The following is a 16,294-nucleotide window of genomic DNA, read 5'->3' on the forward strand; positions in this document are numbered from 1 at the left end:
GCGGCTACGGTCGAGCCCATGGTCACCGCCGTCGCCACCGCCGCGGACAACCCGTGGTTCTCCTGGTCGTACGTGACCGACAACGCCGACGTGCTGTGGGCGCGCACCACCGAGCACGCGCTGCTGACGATCGAGGCGGTCGCCATCGCCGCGCTCGTCGCGATCCCCCTGGGGCTGCTGGCCTCGCGGGTGCGCTGGCTCGCCGGGCCCCTGCTCGGCACGGCCGCGATCCTCTACACGGTGCCGTCGCTCGCGCTCTTCGCGATCCTCGCGCCGATCATGGGCATCGGCCGCCAGCCCGTGCTGCTCGGCCTCGTGCTGTACGCGCTGCTCGTCATCCTGCGCAACACGGTCACCGGGCTCGACGGCGTGGACCCGGCCGCCGTGGACGCCGCCCGCGGCGTGGGGCACGGCCCGCTGCAGGTGCTGGCCCGGGTGCGGCTGCCGAACGCGCTGCCCAGCATCGTCGCCGGGCTCCGGCTCGCGACCGTCACGACCGTCGCCCTCGTCACGGTCGGGGTCGTGGTGGGCTACGGCGGCCTGGGACAGCTGATGTTCCAGGGCTTCCGCAACAACTTCTACCGGGCGGAGATCCTCACGGCGACCCTCGCCTGCGTGCTGCTCGCCCTCGTCCTCGACCTCGTGCTGTGGGCCGCCGGACGCGCGCTCACCCCCTGGCTGCGCGGGAGGTCCGCATGAGCGTCGCGGCAGCACCCGTCGCCGCTGCCGAGGGCACCGGCGTCGTCGGCGAGGCGATCGCCTACCTCAACGACCCCCTGAGCTGGACGGGGCCCGGCGGCATCCTCGAGCTCGGCCGCGAGCACCTGGCCCTCACCGGGGCGGCCGTGCTCGTCGCGGCGGTCGTGGCGCTGCCGGTGGGCGCGTGGCTGGGCCACGGCCGCCGGGGCGGCGGCGTCACCGTGTGGCTCACCAACGCCAGCCGCGCCGTCCCGACGCTCGGCATCATCCTGCTGCTCGCCACGGCGGGCCTGTTCGGCGACGGCGCCACCGTCGTCGCGGCGGCGCTGTTCGCCGTCCCGGTGCTGCTCGTCAACACGTACGAGGGCGTGCGCGGCGCGGACCCGTCGGCGCGCGACGCCGCGGTGGGCCTCGGCATGCCCGGCAGGCAGGTGCTCACCCGGGTCGAGCTGCCGCTCGCCACGGCCCTGGTGGCCGCGGGGGTGCGCACCGCCGTCGTGCAGGTCAGCGCCACCGTGCCCCTCGCCGCGCTCGCCGGGGGCGGCGGCCTCGGGCAGATCATCGCGCTCGGGATGGGCACCCAGCGCTACGGCCAGGTCCTCGCCGGCGGCGTCCTCGTCGCGGCCCTGGCCCTGGTGCTCGACGGCGTGTTCGCCGTCGTGCAACGCCTCGTCACCCCCGCACCCCTGCGCGCCGCCGCCCGGCGGTGACCGTCGATCCGCCACAAACCGGTTGCCACCACCGGACCCCCGCGGTCGAATGGGGCGGTTCCCCCTCATCTCCACCCGCACCACCCACGCCGGTCCCCCTCCCACGGACGGAGAGCACGATGACCCTCCATCGCACGACCCCCCTGCGCCGCACGACGGCCGCCCTGGCCGCCGTCGTCGGCGCCACCGGGCTGCTCGCCGCCTGCGGCGACCCCGGCTCGGCCGGTGGCGGCGGATCCACGTCCACCGCCTCGGCCGCCGCGGCGACCTGCGAGGCCGTCCCGGGCGACGCGCTCGTGGTGCTCGAGGACGACAAGAAGCTGCAGACGGTCGACAACATCATCCCGGCCGTCAACGCCGACCTCGCGTCCCAGGCGCCCGACCTGATCCCGCTGCTCGACACCGTGTCGGCCGCGCTCGACACCGACACCCTCATCGGCCTCAACAAGGCGGTCGACATCGAGCGCCAGACGTCGGAGGACGTCGCCGCGAAGTTCGTCGAGGACGCCGGGCTCGCCGCCGACGACGCGTCGCAGGGCGAGGGCGTCACGGTCGCGATCGGCGCCGCGGACTTCGCCGAGAGCGCCACGCTCGGCAACGTGTACGCCGACGTGCTCAAGAGCGCGGGCTACGACGCGACCGTCACCACGATCGGCAACCGCGAGACGTACCTGCCGGCCCTGCTCGAGGGCAAGCAGGTGCAGATGGTGCCGGAGTACGTCGGCACCCTCACGGAGTTCCTCAACAAGGACGCCAACGGGGCCGACGCCGAGCCGGTGGCGAGCGGCGACCTCGACGCGACCGTGGCCGCGCTCACCGAGCTCGGCGACGCGGCGGGCCTGACGTTCGGCGCCCCGTCCCCCGCGCAGGACCAGAACGCGTTCGCCGTGACGCAGGCGTTCGCCGACGAGCACTCGCTCACCACCCTCACCGACCTCGCCGAGGCGTGCGGCGGGCTGGTGCTCGGCGCCGGCCCGGAGTGCACGGAGCGGCCGTTCTGCCAGCCGGGCCTCGAGGAGACGTACGGCCTGACGTTCTCCGAGTTCCGCTCGCTGGACGCGGGCGGCCCGCTCACCAAGGCGGCGCTGCAGAAGGGTGAGATCACCCTGGGCCTGGTGTTCAGCTCCGACGGCTCGCTCTCGACGTCGGCGGGCTGACCCGCTCCCGGACGGACGAAGGGCCCCGAGCGAGCTCGGGGCCCTTCGTCGTGCCGGGGGTGCCGTCAGTGCTTGGCCACGGCCTTCTCGGCGCCGGCGCCGGTGAGGGAGCGGACCTCCATCTCGGCGAACTTCTCCGGGTGCGGCTTCTCCTTCGACAGGAAGGTGCCGACGATCCCGAGCAGGAAGCCCAGCGGGATGGACACGAGGCCCGGGTTCGTCAGCGGGAAGACGTCGAAGTCCGCCGACGGGAACATCGCCTTCTCGTTGCCGGACACCGTGGGCGACAGGACGATCAGCACGATGCACGAGACCAGCCCGCCGTAGATGCTCCACAGCGCGCCCGAGGTGTTGAACCGCTTCCAGAACAGCGAGAACACGATCGTCGGCAGGTTGGCCGACGCCGCCACCGCGAACGCGAGGGCCACGAGGAACGCGACGTTCTGGTTCTGGGCGAAGATCCCGCCCACGATGGCGATGACGCCGATCACGACGACGGTCCAACGCGCGATCCGCACCTCGGAGTCGGGGTTGACCTTCCCCTTCTTGATGACGTTGGCGTAGATGTCGTGCGAGAAGCTCGCCGCCGCGGTGATCGTCAGCCCGGCCACCACGGCCAGGATGGTCGCGAAGGCGACCGCGGAGATGAGCCCGAGCAGGATCTCCCCGCCCAGGGCGAAGGCGAGCAGCGGAGCCGCCGAGTTCACGCCGCCGGGGGCGTTGTTGATCGCCTCCGGCCCCACCAGCGCGCCCGCGCCGTAGCCGAGCACCAGGGTGAACAGGTAGAAGATGCCGATCAGCCAGATCGCCCAGACCACCGAGCGCCGCGCCTCCTTGGCCGTCGGCACGGTGTAGAAGCGCATGAGCACGTGCGGCAGGCCCGCCGTGCCGAGCACCAGGGCGAGCGCGAGCGACAGGAAGCTCAGCTTGGACGTGCCGTCCACGCCGTACTGCTTGCCGGGCTCGAGCAGCGCCTCGCCGCCCTCGCCCGCCGCGTCGACCGCGCCGCCGAGCAGGCTCGAGAGGTCGAACCCGAACTTGGCCAGCACCCAGACGCTCATGATGGCGGCGCCCGCGATGAGGAGCACGGCCTTGATGATCTGCACCCAGGTGGTGCCCTTCATCCCGCCCACCAGCACGTAGAGGATCATCAGCGCACCGACCACGGCGATGACGAGGCTCTGACCGGCGCGGCTGTCGACGCCGAGCAGCAGGGCCACGAGGCCGCCGGCGCCGGCCATCTGGGCGAGCAGGTAGAAGAAGACCACGAGCAGCGTCGCGAGGGCGGCCGCCATCCGCACCGGCCGCTGACGCAGCCGGAACGACAGCACGTCCGCCATCGTGAACTTGCCGGTGTTGCGCAGCAGCTCCGCCACCAGCAGGAGCGCCACCAGCCACGCGACGAGGAACCCGATCGAGTAGAGGAAGCCGTCGTACCCGTTGAGCGCGATGGCGCCGCAGATGCCGAGGAAGGACGCCGCCGACAGGTAGTCGCCCGCGATGGCGGTCCCGTTCTGCGGGCCGGTGAAGTTGCGGCCGCCGGCGTAGAAGTCGGCGGCGGACTTGTTCTGCCGGGACGCCCGGAACACGATCACCAGGGTGACCAGGACGAACGCCCCGAAGATGCCGATGTTCACCCAGGGGTTGCCGATGTCCGTGGCCTCGGCGGCGGAGACGACGGGGGTCCCCGCGAGGGACTCGGTCAGGATGCCGCTCACAGCTCGCCCTCCTCGATCTCACGGCGCAGCGCGTCGGCCCGCGCGTCGAACCTCTTGTTCGCCCAGCGGGCGTAGAGCATGGTGATCACGAACGTGGAGACGAACTGGCCGAGGCCGAACAGCAGCCCCACCGTGATGTTGCTGTCGCCCAGCCGGATGCTCATGAAGTCGTGGGCGTAGTTGGCGAGCAGGACGTAGACGAAGTACCAGACGAGGAACAGCGCCGTCATCGGGAACACGAAGTTCCGGAAGGCGCGTCGCAGCCCCTGGAACTCGTCCGACCGCTGCACCCGTTGGTACTCGGTCTCTCCCGGTGGTGGCTCCGCGGTGGACAGGTCGCTCATGATGCCTCCGTTGGCTCAGGCGTCCGACGGGGCCACGCTGCCCCGCTCGATAACGATTCGCGTGGCACACCTTGCTAGAGCCGGGCCGTGTGGCGCAAGTCACTTCGTGGGCGCGTCCCCAGGTCGGGGGCGCGTCCGTCCCGGCGCAGGGCTCAGCGGCGCACGTACTCCAGGTCGGTCGCGCCCCGGCCCGCGGCGGAGCCCTTCTTCTCGAAGCTCGTGAGCACGCGCCCCTCGAACCGCGGCGCGGGCTCCCCCGGGCCGTGGGCGTTGCGGAAGTCGTCGGAGGCCTCGAGCACCTCGCGCATCTGGTCGGCGTAGTGCGACCAGTCGGTGGCGAGCCGCCACACGCCACCGGGCCGCAGCACGCGGGCGACGACCTCGGCGAACGCCGGCGTGACGAGCCGCCGCTTCTGGTGACGGGACTTGTGCCACGGGTCCGGGAAGAAGACCCACAGCTCGTCGACCGACGCCTCCGGCAGCGCCGTGGCCAGCAGCTCCGCGGCGTCCGCCTGGACCAGGCGCAGGTTGTCGAGCTCGTTGCCCGGCGCGCCGCCGTCCCGGCCCGGGTCGGCGCCGGCGTGGCCCGCGCGCACGATGGTCTGCGCCAGGCCGGGCGTGTACACCTCGACGGCCAGGTGGTCGCGCTCGGGGTGCGCGGCCGCGGCGGCGACGATCGCCTCGCCCTGGCCCGACCCGATCTCCACCACCAGCGGGGCGGTGCGACCGAAGACCTGCACCGGGTCGAACGTCCAGGACGGGTCGACCGAGGTCACCGCGGCGCCGCGCGGCACGTCGACGAGGTACCGGTCTCGGCGGGTGTCCCACGCCTTGCCCTGCGCGGTCGTGAGACGCGCGCTGCGGCGCACGAAGCTCACGGGCTGGCGGCGGTAGCGCGGGTCGACGGGCTCGGACGTCACGGGATCGGGCACGCCCCCAGGGTAAGCGGGCGGCCGGGCACCGGAGCTCAGACGCTGAGCTCCACGAGGGCGAGCAACGCCGCGCCGTACGCCTCGGCGGGATCCGTGGCCGTGAAGGTCCGCGGCTCGCCGAGCAGCTCCACCTCGACCTCGTAGCCCTCCGCCTCCCCCTCGCCCGTGCGGGTCAGCCCGCGGAAGGTGGAGCGCAGCAGCTCGCGCAGCTGGTCCTCGCGCGGCAGCCACAGCGCGTCCTCGATGGCCACGGAGTCGAGCGCCCACTCGGTGGTGCCGTTGAACCCGAGGATGGTGCCGGTCGGGTAGTCGTGCGCCTCGATCGTCATCGTGCTGACGGTGAAGACGTCGGCGGACAGGTCGGCGGCGTCGATGCGGAACCGGTCGCCGTCGGCGGGCCGCCACACCAGCCCGGCGTCGCGCAGCCGGGCCGCGAGCTCGGTGGAGATCATCGCCCCATCCTGGACCCTCACCCGAGCCCGAGCACCCGCTGCACGAACCAGACGAGCCCGACGACGGCGACCCCGGCCGCCGCGACGCCGGTCGCCCACCGCGCGGCGCGGGGCGCGCGCCGTCGCAGCAGCACGAGCAGCGGGAAGAGCGCGGCGATGATGCCGAGCTGCACGGCCTCGATCCCCACGTTGAAGACCAGCAGCGACCCGAGCAGCCCCCACGACCAGGGTTCGTCGAGCCCCAGGGCCCCGGCGAACCCCAGCCCGTGCACGAGGCCGAAGGCGAACACGACGGCGAGCCGGGTGACGTCGGACCGCGACAGGTCGTGCCAGCGCCGCCGGACCTGGCGACGTGGCTCGGTCGCGACGTCGACCAGCGCGCCGAGCCGCGGCGGCGCGCCCGGCCGCACGGCCCAGAGGTGCCCCGCGGCCACGGCGGCGATCGAGAGCGCGATGACCGGCTCGACCACCGCCCCGGGCGCGCTCACGGCACCGGTCGCCGCGAGGAGGAACGTCACGGAGTGCGCCACGGTGAACGACGTCGCCACCAGGACGACGTCGCGCAGGCGCCGGGAACCGACGATGAGGGCCAGCAGGAAGAGCAGGTGGTCGGGGCCGAGCAGCAGGTGCTCCGCGCCCAGCACGAAGAACTCCCCCAGCCGGTGCCACGTGCCCTGCCCGCCCGTCGTGACGGTCGGGTCGGACGGCGTGAGCACCGCCGAGCCCTCTTCGCCGTCGAGGTCGTAGGTCACCATCGTCTCGGTGGTGTGCACGAACGACTCGGTGTCCGGGAACAGGGCGCTGAACAGCGCGTGCGTCCCTGTCCCCTCCTCGTCCCGGGTGGGGCACGCGTAGTCGAGCGCGACCGTGGCGAAGGCCTTCCCGCCCCGGTCGACGACCGTGGGGTCCGCCGCGAGCGCCGGGGTGCAGAGGTCGTCGCCCGCCGCCACCTGGAAGCGCTCGGTGACGTAGGCGGCGACCTCGTCGGCGTGCTCGGCGAGCTGGGCCTCCTGCGCGGCCTCGCCGCGGGCGTCGTACGCCTCGGCCGTGAGCCACGCGGACTTCATGAGCAGGTCGTACTCGAGGTCGAGCTCGACGTGCACGTCGGCGGCGGCGCCCGCCGTGACCCGCGCGTAGGCGTCGGTCGTGGCGTCGTGTGCCGCGGCCGGACCGGCCGTGCCGACCATGCCGACGACCGTGCCGACGACCGTGCCGACCACGGTGAGCCCGAGGGCCGCCAGGACGGCGCCGCGACGCGACGCCGTCCTGGCCGGGGTGGTGGACGTCACCGCTTGCCGCCCCGGGTGGTGAAGAAGGCCGGCTCGGCGGCGGTGACGCCGCCGCCGCGCGTGGTGGCCGTGACGATCCACGCGTACTGCGTGTCCCGCTTCAGCCGGTCCCAGCGGACGGACGCGACGTCCCCCGAGGTCACGGCCTTCGTCCCGATCACCCGGGTCGGCGCGTAGACGGCCAGCGAGTCCGTGACCAGCGACGTCGTGCGGGTGGTGAGGTCCACCGGGAGCACGGCGTTGTCGGCCGTCGAGTCGTAGCGGGCGTCCGGGTCCCACTCGTCGGCCCCGAAGTCGTCGAGGAGGGGCGAGTAGGTGTCGACGCTCATCTCGGCCCGGTCGACGTCGAACTGCAGGAGCCGGAAGTACGAGGCGCCGAACCGCAGCCGCTCGGACGGGTCGTAGCCCCCGATCGAGCCGAGGCCCACGCGCTGCGCGGGCACGGTGAACGCCTGGTAGTCCGCGAGGAGCTCCACGACGCCGTCCGCGATCTCGCCGACCTTCGGCTTGACGTTGGTCGTGACGCCGTGCACGTGCCCGGCGAGCACGAGGAACACGTTGTCGTTCGGCTCGACCACGTACTTGTACAGCGGCGAGCCGTCCGGGGCGGCGAAACCCGCGTTCCGGCCGTCCTTCTGCGTGCTGGCGGCGAGGTACGCGTGGGTCATGAGGATGCCGTTGCGGTCGGAGTACCGCTCGAAGACCCCGTCGGCCCACTCGGCCTCCTCGCGGGTGACGCCGTACCCCATGCCGACGGCGACGAAGTCCAGCCCGCCCGCGGAGAACAGGACGTAGTGGTTGGAGTTGTCGCCCTCGCGCCAGGAGCGGTACTCGGCGTTCTCCCAGGACGCGGCCGCGGCCTCGTACCGGTCGGGGCCGAAGTACTGGTTGTACAGGTCGGCGCCGCCGTCCGCCCCGGACCAGTTGTCGTGGTTGCCCGCGACGGCGGAGTTGGGGATGCCGTCGATCGTCGCCTGCTGACGGGACGAGACCTCGAACTCGCCCGTGACCTGGTCCCGCATGGCGTCGTCCTGCGGCTCGCGGATGTTGTTCTCGATGAGGTCACCGGTGTGCGAGACGAACGAGATCTTGCGCTCGTCGGCGTTCTCGGCGATCCACCCGGTCACCCCCGCGTACGCGGACTCCCAGATCTCCCGCTCCTCGGCGGTCTCCTGCTCCACCGCGCCCTCGGACAGGTACTGCGTATCCGTCAGGTGCGCGATGGAGAAGTCGTAGTCCGCCGGGTCGGCGAAGCCCTCGGCCCCGGCGTCGAGGTCGTCCGCGAACGGGTCCGTGGCCGTCACCATGACGTGCACGACGCCGCGGTCGCGGTGCTCCGGCCCGGCCGGCGCCACCAGCACGGTGTCGCCGTCGGCGGAGCCGCGCGACGCCGCGAGCGCGTCCCAGGCCTTCGCCTTCGTGTCCCACACCAGCAGCGAGACCTCGCGCGCCGGGTCGGCGGCGCCGCTCCAGCGCACCACCGGGCGCTCCTCGCGGGACTTCACCCGGACGTCGAAGCGCTGGTAGGCGACGGCGTCGGCCTGCGGGGAGGCGAGGGTCTTCCCGTCGCCCGCGGCCAAGCCCTTCGCCGAGACCTTCTTCGCGCCGCGGGGGTCGAGCTCCGTCGGGACGGCGTCGGCCGTGCCCTGCCGGACCTCACCGGGCAGCAGCACGTCCGCCTGCGCGAACGTCGCCGTGACGGTGCCGTCGTCCGGGCCGGCGACGCGGGCCGACAGCGTCACCGGCGAGTCGACGTCCGTCGTCCCGCGGGCGGGGGCGAGGTCGGTCGGCACGTCGGGCACGCCGGCGCTGGTGAAGGTGATCTCCCGCGTCGCCGCGTTGCCCAGCGAGTCCGCGGCCGCCACCTCGAGGATGTGCTCACCCGCGGGCAGCCCCGGGCCGACCGGGGCACCGAGCCCGACGGCCTCGCCGTCGAGCGTGACCTGCGCGTCCCCGACCACCCCGTGCGCGTCGTCGAGCTCCACCGCGAGCGGCACGGCGGACGTGATCCGTGCGCCGTCGGCCGGGACCGAGGACGCGACGCGCGGCGCGGAGTTGTCCGTCTCCAGCACGCGCGTGGCGGTCTCGCCCGTGGTGGACGCCGCCGCGAGCTCGTGCTCCCCGTCCTTCAGGTCCGCGGTGTCCACGTCCGCGCGCAGGCCGCGCGCCGGGGCGTCCACCAGGAAGTGCAGGTCGACCTGGCGGAAGGAGTTGAGGTTCGAGCCGCAGGTGCCGTCGCCGAGCCCGTACGACGCCGCCGCGTTCTGCTGCCGCGCCGTGCCGTCCGCCGGCGTCAGGACGACGTCCGAGACGGTGAAGTCGTCGAGGTTGCAGTCGTTCTCGAAGGCGCCCGTGACCACGTCGATCTCGTTCCACCCGGGCAGGAGCCACTCGTTGGGGAAGGTGATCTCCCCGCGGCCGCCGACGATGGTCTGGTCGATGCGGCGCTCGATGCCGTTGATGCGCAGCAGGTTCTGCGCCGACCCGTCGAGCGAGTTGGAGCCGACGACGAACGACACGGTCGCCGCGCCGTGCCCGAGCGCCGGGAACGAGGTCTCCGCCGGGGCGTCGATCGTCCACGTCAGCTCGACCTTCGGCAGCGCCGTGCTGCTGGAGCCGCAGCTCCCGTCGCCCATGGCGTAGGTGGTCTGCAGGTCGGCCGGCGGGGTGACGGTGCCGTCGGCGACGCTCAGGGCGAGGTTCGACGCCGCGAAGTCGTCGAGGTTCGCCCCGCACGACGCCGAGACGTCGCCCGCGACCAGCGCGATCGTGTTCGCGCCGGGGCGCAGCAGCCGGTTCGGCACGCCCACCTGGACGCGCTCGGAGACCAGGTCGCGGCCGCCCTCGCCGCGCAGGTCGAGCCGGGTGCCGTTGACGAGCAGGTGGTTCTGGTAGCGGGTCTCGATCGCGTTCGTGCCGACGTCGAACGCGAACACGGACACCCCCTCGCCCAGGGTGGCGGGTCCCGCGACGGGTGCGCCGTCGACGGTCAGCGACGCGGTGCCGCCCTCCCCGTCCGCGGGGGTGGACGCCGTGACGGTCTGCACGCCGCGCGTGAGCGTCCCGTCCTCCGGGGCGAGCGCCGGGGCGCCGACCGGGGAGTTGTTCACGCGCACCGTGTGCGCGGCGGTCGCCCCCGAGCGGGTCGTCGCGACCACCTCGTGCGCGCCGTTGGCGAGCGTCGTCGTGTCGACGTCGGCGGCGAGCCCCGCGGTCGCACCCGGCGCGGCCTCGACCTCGAACGTCGCCGTCGCCTCCTTGACGTAGGAGGTGTTGCTGCCGCAGGAGCCGTCGCCCATCGAGTGCCCGAAGGAGTTCCCGGCGTCACCGGCGGTCTCGCCGAGCAGCTCGAGCTGCAGCTCCGAGACCACGAAGTCGTCGAAGTTCACGCCGCAGGACGAGTCCAGGCCGCCCGCGTGGATCTCGACCGTGTTGGTGCCCTCGACGAGCCACTCGTTCGGCACGGGCACGGAGACGCGCTCCGACACCCAGGTGCGGTCCTGCTCGACGCGGTGGCCGTTGACCACGAGGTAGTTGCCGAACGCGACGTCGGCGGAGTTGCTCCCGACGTCGAACGTCAGGGCGGACGTGCCCGTCGTCGCCTCGAGGCCGGTCAGGTCCGCGCCGTCGATGGTGATCCGGCCGACCGGGTCGCCCGCGGTGGTCGGGTCGGCCGCGAACCGCACGGTGCCCTCCAGGTGGGCGCCGTCCGCCGGGGTCAGCGTGGGCGCGGTGCCCGGCTCGGCGGGCTTGCCCGGCTTCGTCCCGCGCTCCGAGGACCCGGGCCTGCTCTCCGGCCAGCCGGGGAACCCGGGGAACCGGTCGTCGGCCCTCGTCGCCGCTCCCGGGTCGGGGGTCGCGGGTACCGCCGCCGCGGCGGGCCCGACGCCGGCGGCGGGGACCGCGAGCGCCGTCGCCACCACGCAGGCGGCGAGGGTGGACGCGCGCAGGCGTCCTGAGGGGTTCGGCCGCATCAGCGTGCCGTCCTTCCTGTCGTCGATGAGGGAAGGGCGCTCCCGCCAGGCAGCCCGGGCTCACCCGGGACCACAGCGTGGTGGCGGCGGGTGAACTCTCCGGTGCGTGCCGGAGGCGACAGGGAGAACTCTGGACGACCACTGGACGCCACCTGCCCCCGGCACGACGAAGCCCCGCCCGGCGGTGCCGGGCGGGGCTTGGTGGTGCGCCATCAGGGACTCGAACCCCGAACCCGCTGATTAAGAGTCAGCTGCTCTGCCAATTGAGCTAATGGCGCTTGGTGGTGCATGGCCAGAGGACGCCCGCAGGCTCGCACCGGAGAGGTCCTCACGCGACGAGGTCCCCGCGGTACGGGGACCTCGTGCTGGTGCGCCATCAGGGACTCGAACCCCGAACCCGCTGATTAAGAGTCAGCTGCTCTGCCAATTGAGCTAATGGCGCTGGCGGTGAGAAACATTACCAGCCGCGCGGGGCTGCCGGGAAACCGTCGTGGCCGGTCAGGGCTGTGACCTCCGCGACAGGCCACGGCAGGGCCGCGACCGGTCGCCCGCGCGTCACCGGAACGCCTGGTGGCCGGTCAGGTGCCGGCCCAGGATCAGGGTGTGCACCTCGTCGGTGCCCTCGTAGGTGCGGACCGACTCGAGGTTCGCGGCGTGCCGCATCGGCGAGTGCTCCAGAGTGATGCCGTCGCCCCCGAGCACGGTGCGGGCGGTCCGGGCGACCTCGATCGCGGACCGCACGTTCGCGAGCTTGCCCGCCGAGATCATGTGCGGCTCCAGCCGCCCGGCGTCCTTCAGCCGCCCGAGCCGCAGCGCGAGGAGCTGCGCCCGCGACACCTCCAGGGCCATGTCGACGAGCTTCGCCTGCGTGAGCTGGAACGCCGCCAGAGGGCGGCCGAACTGGACCCGCTCCCCCGCGTGCCGCAGCGCGGCGCCGAGGCTGTCGCGCGCGGCACCCGTCGCGCCCCACGCGATGCCGTAGCGCGCCTCCGCCAGGCAGGCGAACGGCCCCGCCAGGCCGGGGTGCTCCGGCAGGATCGCGTCCGCGGGCAGCCGGACGTCGTCGAGCACGACGTCGCACTGGACCGACGCGCGCAGCGAGAGCTTCGGCTCGATCGGCGTCGCGGCGAACCCGGGCGTCGTCGTCGGGACCAGGAAGCCGCGCACGCGGGGCCGGGCGTCGTCGTCCGGGTCGACGGCGCGCGCCCAGACCACTGCGACGTCCGCCACCGACGCCAGCCCGATCCAGCGCTTACGGCCCGACAGCACCCACGCGTCGCCGACGTGCGTCGCCGTCGTCGTCATCGAGGCGGGGTCGGAGCCGGCCCCGGGCTCGGTGAGCGCGAAGCAACCGATCGTCTCGCCCGCCGCCATCCCCGGCAGCCAGCGTTCCCGCTGCGCGGGCGACCCGTGCTTCGCGATCGCCGTCATCGCGAGCGAGCCCTGCACCGACACGAAGGTGCGGATGCCGGAGTCGCCCGCCTCGAGCTCCGCCATCGCCAGGCCGTACTCGACCGCCGACCGGCCCGCGCAGCCGTACCCGTGCAGGTGCATGCCGAGCAGCCCGGCCTCCGCGAGGCGGGGCACCAGGTCGAGCGGGAACACCCCGTCGGCGAACCAGCGCGCGACGTGGGGGCGGACGTGCTCGTCGACCAGCGCGCGCACCCGGTCTCGGGTCTCGCGCTCGGTCGGGCTCAGCTCGTCGTCGAGCGCCAGCAGGTCGAGGGGGTCCGCGGTTCGGGCGTCGTCGCCGGTCATGCGCCCACCGTAGCGACGGCGGGCAGGGTCGCCAGGCGACGTCAGAGGTACAGGCCGGTCGCGCCGCCCTCGTCCTCGGTCTCGGTGACGCCGTGCACGTCGCGCTCGCGCAGCAGCACGTAGTCGGTGCCGCCGAGGTCCACCTCGGCACGGTCCTCCGGGTCGTACAGGACGCGGTCGCCCACGGCGACCTGCCGCACGTGCTCGCCCTTCGCCACCACCTGGGCCCACGCGAGGCGCTTGGCCCCGGCCGCGGTCGCGGGGATCACGAGGCCCGCCGTCGACTGCCGCTCCGCCGAGTCGACCTCCGGCTGCACCAGCAGCCGGTCGTGCAGCATGCGGATGGGCAGCGGCTTGCTGTCGGGCGTGGAGCGGGGTGCGCGGTCGGTCACGGCTCCACGCTAGACGACGGCGGCGTTTAGGCTCGACGCCGAGCGCGCGCCCGCGACCGTCTCGCGAACCCGGTCGCCGCGCCCCGCACGTTCTCGACACCAAGGAGCACCCGTGACCCGTCTCGCCGTCGGCGACGCCGCCCCCGCCCTCGAGCTTCCCGCCGTCCTGCCCGAGCCCGCCGGCACCGGGCACACCACCGGCACGTTCTCGCTCGCCGACGCGCTCGCCGAGCCCGGCCGCCGGGGCGTCGTCGTGTACTTCTACCCCGCCGCGATGACGCCGGGTTGCACCACCGAGGCGTGCGACTTCCGCGACTCCCTCGCCTCGCTGCAGGGCGCCGGCTACGCCGTCGTCGGCGTCTCCCCCGACGGCGTCGACAAGCTCGCGAAGTTCGCCGAGCGCGACGCCCTGACGTTCCCCCTCCTCGCCGACACCGAGCACGAGGCCCTCGAGGCCTGGGGCGCGTGGGGAGAGAAGAAGAACTACGGCAAGACGTACGTGGGCGTCATCCGCTCCACCGTCGTCGTCGACCCGGACGGGAAGGTCGCCGTCGCGCAGTACAACGTCAAGGCCACCGGCCACGTCGCCCGGGTGCGCAAGACCCTCGGTCTGGACTGAGCGCCGCCGGGCGCCGCGTCCTCAGCGTGCGAGCGCGGCGCTCGGGGACGGCACGGGCTTGCCGAGCCGGACGACGCCGTCCACGGCCCCGCCCTCGCGCGCGAACCCCTCGCTCTCGTAGAGGCGGAGGTTGCTCTCGCTGCGCGCGCCGGTGCTGAGCACCACCCGCTCGAGACCCGGATCGAGGTCGGCCTGCGCACGGCGCAGCAGCCATCGACCGACGCCGGCGCGACGCAGGTCGGGGACGACGGCGAGGCGGCCCACGTGCACGGTGCCGTCGTCGTGCCGGGTGCGGACCATCCCGAGCAGCCGCCCGTCGCGCCACAGCCCGGTCGTGCGCCACTCGGTCAGCCAGCCACGCACGTCGTCGAGGCTCTCGTGCAGGGGGCCCAGCGCCAGGGTGTCGTTCGCCAGCGCCTCGTCGACCCAGCAGCAGCGCTGGAGCACCACCACCTCGGCGGCGTCGCCGGGCGTGAGGCGCCGGAGGTAGGAGCCGGGCACCGGCCCCTCGACGGCATCGTCGTCCGCCGCCTCTCGCAGCGGACGCAGCGCCTGGGCCAGCCGGGCGACCTCGCCGAGCACCCGGGCGGCCGCGCCGTCCCACCGCGCGTCGGGCCGGACCCGGCCGTCCACGACGGCGTCCCCGATCCGGAGCGCGACGGTCGCGCCGAGCGGCACGAGCCGCAGCGTGGTCACGACCTGCTTGGCGTGCTGGACGGAGCGGGTCCCGGCCGACGTGTTGCCGTAGCTGACGAAGCCGATCGGTTTCCAGGCCCACTCCCGGCCGAGGTAGTCCAGCGCGTTCTTGAGCGTGGCCGGCATGCCGAAGTTGTACTCCGGCGTCACAGCGACGACACCGTCCACCGAGTCCACCAGCGCGCTCCACTCCCGAGTGTGCCGATGCCGGTAGACGCCCGACGACGGATGCTCCTCCTCGTCGAGGAGCGGCAGGTCGAGCTCCCCCAGCGACACGGGGACCAGCTCGACGCCGAGGTCCTCCGCGAGCGGCGCGACGGTGCGGCCGAACCACTCCGCGACCGCCGGCCCGAGGGCCGTGGGCCGGGTGCTGCAGGTGAGGAGCATGATGCGCACCGAATTCGTTGACATGTCAATGAACCTAGGTCCTAGGATGATGACATGTCAACGACTTCGCGAGACCGGCGGCCCGGGTCGGCCGCACCCTGGCTCGACGAAGACCAGGAACGTGCCTGGCGGGCCTTCCGGCGGATGACGACCTCCGTCCGCGCGGACACCGCGCGCGACCTCGCCGGCACCGGCCTCTCGGAGCCCGACTACGAGGTGCTGAGCACGCTGGTCGAGCGACCGGGGACCACCAGCACGCTGCACGAGCAGGCCACGAAGATGGGGTGGTCGCGCAGCAGGCTGTCGCGGCACGCGAGCCGCATGGAGAGCCGGGGGCTCATCGCCCGGGCGCCCGACCCCGCGGACGGCCGGGGCTGCCTGCTCTCGCTCACGGCGACAGGTCGCGAGGCGCTGCGCGACGCGACGCCGACCCACCTGGAGTCCGTCCGCCGGCGGTTCGCCGACCGCCTCGACGCGGACGACCTGCGCGACCTGGTGCGGATCGCGGACAGGCTCGGCGACGAGCACGGGACGGCCGCTCCCCTCGGCGGCTGACCGCGTCGGGAGGGCCCGGGTGCCGGAGACGGGGGTCGAACCCGCACGCCCTGAGGGCACGGCGATCTAAACGCCGCATGTCTGCCAATTCCATCACTCCGGCCGAGCGCCGGTCAGTCTAGGCGACGCACGACGGCCGCCCCGGGGATCCCGGGGCGGCCGTCGCGTGTGCTGCGGGTGGTGCGGCGATCAGGCCTGCGGCGAACCGTTGTTCGCGGCGGCGATCTGGGCGCGCACGTCGTCCATGTCGAGGCCCTTGACGGCCTCGACGACCTGCTTGAGCGCGGGCGCGGGCAGCGCGCCGGCCTGGTTGAAGACGAGCACGCCCTCGCGGAACGCCATGAGCGTCGGGATGGCGCTCACGCCCGCGGCGGCGGCGATGCGCTGGTGGGCCTCGGTGTCGAGCTTCGCGTGCACCACGTCCGTGTTCTCCTCGGACGAGGCCTCGAAGACGGGACCGAACTGCTTGCACGGGCCGCACCACTCGGCCCAGAAGTCGACCAGCACGATGTCGTTGTCGGTGACGGTCTTCTCGAACGTGTCGTCGGTGAGCTCGACGGTGGCCATGGGTGTCCTTCCGATGGGGGTCTCCTCGGCACAGCATCGGCGCCG

At 73.6% G+C, this 16,294-nt stretch carries 15 protein-coding genes and 3 tRNA genes; 5 read left to right on the forward strand and 13 right to left on the reverse strand.

The genetic code is table 11. The features are described 5' to 3' along the window. Window positions 1-18: 18 nt before the first annotated feature. The 3 genes from ACFQ80_RS04010 to ACFQ80_RS04020 all read left to right on the forward strand — a co-directional run bounded on the left by ACFQ80_RS04010 (window position 19) and on the right by ACFQ80_RS04020 (window position 2,566). Complete coding sequence (locus tag ACFQ80_RS04010) at window positions 19-699, forward strand: ABC transporter permease (protein ID WP_430562644.1); 681 nt, start codon at window positions 19-21, stop codon at window positions 697-699. After that, on the forward strand, window positions 696-1,409 hold the full coding sequence (locus tag ACFQ80_RS04015; protein ID WP_430549773.1) for an ABC transporter permease: 714 nt from the start codon (window positions 696-698) through the stop codon (window positions 1,407-1,409). The genes ACFQ80_RS04010 and ACFQ80_RS04015 overlap by 4 nt, the downstream gene beginning before the upstream one ends. 119 nt (window positions 1,410-1,528) lie before the next feature. After that, entirely contained in the window at window positions 1,529-2,566 is a 1,038-nt protein-coding gene (locus ACFQ80_RS04020) for a glycine betaine ABC transporter substrate-binding protein (protein ID WP_430549772.1), read from the forward strand. Between the two features lie 65 nt (window positions 2,567-2,631). On the opposite strand, the gene ACFQ80_RS04025 is transcribed toward ACFQ80_RS04020, so the two are convergent. From ACFQ80_RS04025 to ACFQ80_RS04070, 10 genes are all read right to left on the reverse strand, one after another. Then, entirely contained in the window at window positions 2,632-4,275 is a 1,644-nt protein-coding gene (locus ACFQ80_RS04025; protein ID WP_430549941.1) for a cation acetate symporter, read from the reverse strand. Window positions 4,276-4,280: 5 nt separating this feature from the next. Then, window positions 4,281-4,628 (reverse strand): DUF485 domain-containing protein, encoded by a 348-nt coding sequence (locus ACFQ80_RS04030; RefSeq protein ID WP_430549771.1) that lies wholly within the window; start codon window positions 4,626-4,628, stop codon window positions 4,281-4,283. A gap of 152 nt (window positions 4,629-4,780) precedes the next feature. Further along, window positions 4,781-5,560, reverse strand: coding sequence for a tRNA (guanosine(46)-N7)-methyltransferase TrmB (gene trmB / locus ACFQ80_RS04035; protein ID WP_430562645.1), 780 nt, complete (start codon window positions 5,558-5,560; stop codon window positions 4,781-4,783). Between the two features lie 35 nt (window positions 5,561-5,595). Further along, window positions 5,596-6,012, reverse strand: a complete 417-nt coding sequence (locus ACFQ80_RS04040; RefSeq protein ID WP_430549769.1) for a pilus assembly protein CpaE — start codon at window positions 6,010-6,012, stop codon at window positions 5,596-5,598. A gap of 17 nt (window positions 6,013-6,029) precedes the next feature. Continuing rightward, window positions 6,030-7,301 carry a HupE/UreJ family protein gene (locus tag ACFQ80_RS04045; RefSeq protein WP_430562646.1) on the reverse strand — a complete coding sequence of 424 codons (1,272 nt, stop codon included), beginning with the start codon at window positions 7,299-7,301 and terminating at the stop codon, window positions 6,030-6,032. Then, complete coding sequence (locus ACFQ80_RS04050; RefSeq protein ID WP_430562647.1) at window positions 7,298-11,275, reverse strand: metallophosphoesterase; 3,978 nt, start codon at window positions 11,273-11,275, stop codon at window positions 7,298-7,300. The genes ACFQ80_RS04045 and ACFQ80_RS04050 overlap by 4 nt, the downstream gene beginning before the upstream one ends. Window positions 11,276-11,477: 202 nt before the next feature. After that, a tRNA-Lys gene (locus tag ACFQ80_RS04055) sits at window positions 11,478-11,553 on the reverse strand. 88 nt (window positions 11,554-11,641) lie between these two features. Continuing rightward, window positions 11,642-11,717: transfer RNA gene (locus ACFQ80_RS04060), tRNA-Lys, on the reverse strand. 113 nt (window positions 11,718-11,830) lie between these two features. Then, entirely contained in the window at window positions 11,831-13,033 is a 1,203-nt protein-coding gene (locus ACFQ80_RS04065) for an acyl-CoA dehydrogenase family protein (protein WP_430549766.1), read from the reverse strand. A gap of 41 nt (window positions 13,034-13,074) precedes the next feature. Next, a complete protein-coding gene (locus tag ACFQ80_RS04070; RefSeq protein ID WP_429762689.1) occupies window positions 13,075-13,371 on the reverse strand; it encodes a GroES family chaperonin in 297 nt (98 codons plus the stop codon). Window positions 13,372-13,537: 166 nt separating this feature from the next. Between ACFQ80_RS04070 and ACFQ80_RS04075 the strand changes: the two genes are divergently transcribed. Further along, entirely contained in the window at window positions 13,538-14,044 is a 507-nt protein-coding gene (locus tag ACFQ80_RS04075; protein WP_430562648.1) for a peroxiredoxin, read from the forward strand. Between the two features lie 21 nt (window positions 14,045-14,065). Here ACFQ80_RS04075 and ACFQ80_RS04080 read toward each other — a convergent pair whose 3' ends face one another. Then, window positions 14,066-15,151, reverse strand: coding sequence for a GNAT family N-acetyltransferase (locus ACFQ80_RS04080; RefSeq protein ID WP_430562649.1), 1,086 nt, complete (start codon window positions 15,149-15,151; stop codon window positions 14,066-14,068). A gap of 120 nt (window positions 15,152-15,271) precedes the next feature. Here ACFQ80_RS04080 and ACFQ80_RS04085 point away from each other — a divergent pair, with 120 nt between their 5' ends. After that, window positions 15,272-15,682 (forward strand): MarR family winged helix-turn-helix transcriptional regulator, encoded by a 411-nt coding sequence (locus tag ACFQ80_RS04085; RefSeq protein ID WP_430562650.1) that lies wholly within the window; start codon window positions 15,272-15,274, stop codon window positions 15,680-15,682. Window positions 15,683-15,702: 20 nt separating this feature from the next. On the opposite strand, the gene ACFQ80_RS04090 is transcribed toward ACFQ80_RS04085, so the two are convergent. Together ACFQ80_RS04090 and trxA are read right to left on the reverse strand one after the other, a co-directional pair. Beyond that, a tRNA-Leu gene (locus tag ACFQ80_RS04090) sits at window positions 15,703-15,785 on the reverse strand. Window positions 15,786-15,871: 86 nt separating this feature from the next. Then, window positions 15,872-16,249, reverse strand: a complete 378-nt coding sequence (gene trxA, locus ACFQ80_RS04095; protein WP_430549762.1) for a thioredoxin — start codon at window positions 16,247-16,249, stop codon at window positions 15,872-15,874. Window positions 16,250-16,294: the final 45 nt, after the last annotated feature.

This window comes from Isoptericola sp. NPDC056578 (genome assembly GCF_042793275.1).
In the GTDB taxonomy this organism is placed as follows: domain Bacteria; phylum Actinomycetota; class Actinomycetes; order Actinomycetales; family Cellulomonadaceae; genus Isoptericola.